We start from the raw sequence: 934 nt of genomic DNA on the forward strand, positions 1-934 counted from the left end.
ACCTTCGGGGGGGCGCTCACCACTTTGTGGTTCATGACTGGGGTGAAGTCGTAACAAGGTAGCCCTAGGGGAACCTGGGGCTGGATCACCTCCTTACCTATACGACTAACTTAATGTTTGTTGAGTGTTCACACAGATTTGCTTGATAGAAGAAAGAGTAAAAGATGGACCTAGTTAAATAGGTTTATCAAAGATGGGTCTGTAGCTCAGCTGGTTAGAGCGCACCCCTGATAAGGGTGAGGTCGGTGGTTCAAGTCCACTCTGACCCACCAAATCTTCGTTATCCTTTGTTAAATTAACACTCGTTTAGTGAACTAAACGTCGCGTTAATTTGCCGCGGATAACTCGATTTGGCAAACCAATCCTTTTAGAGGTTTGGAACATCTTACTTACTCGCACTGCATGTAAATGGGGCTATAGCTCAGCTGGGAGAGCGCCTGCCTTGCACGCAGGAGGTCTGCGGTTCGATCCCGCATAGCTCCACCATTTACACCTTATTCTGACTTTATTGCAAAGTAATAAGGCATATGCATTATGGATAGAGATGCCAAAGATAAACTTAAAAATTATCTTTGGCTTTTTTAAGCCCGCTCTTTAACAATTTGGAAAGCTGATAGTATTTAATTGCATGAGTCTGTCATGTGATTAATTACAAAACGTTTAATGCGAAAGCATTGAACATGAGTTCTCAAACACTTTATTAAGTGTCTTGAATATTCAATAGTAAATTATGCTTAGTTGCATAGTTTACGTCTAAGGCGCGTCCACTTCTTTGGTCAGAAGTGAGACAAGTAAAACCAAGCTGGTCGCAATGCGACGCAGATGAGTGAAACTCATTTGGGTTGTATGGTTAAGCGACTAAGCGTATACGGTGGATGCCTTGGCAGTCAGAGGCGATGAAGGACGTAGTAACTTGCGAAAAGCGTTGGCGAGC

At 43.4% G+C, this 934-nt stretch carries 2 tRNA genes and 2 rRNA genes; all 4 read left to right on the plus strand.

Annotated features, from left to right (window positions below):
- Positions 1–96, plus strand: a 16S ribosomal RNA gene (locus KO531_RS22165); the annotation flags it as partial.
- A gap of 99 nt (positions 97–195) precedes the next feature.
- Positions 196–272, plus strand: a tRNA-Ile gene (locus KO531_RS22170).
- Positions 273–410: 138 nt separating this feature from the next.
- Positions 411–486: transfer RNA gene (locus KO531_RS22175), tRNA-Ala, on the plus strand.
- Between the two features lie 362 nt (positions 487–848).
- Positions 849–934: ribosomal RNA gene (locus tag KO531_RS22180) — 23S ribosomal RNA — on the plus strand; the annotation flags it as partial.

Source organism: Shewanella sp. NKUCC06_TVS, from assembly GCF_019345515.1.
Taxonomy (GTDB): domain Bacteria; phylum Pseudomonadota; class Gammaproteobacteria; order Enterobacterales; family Shewanellaceae; genus Shewanella; species Shewanella oncorhynchi.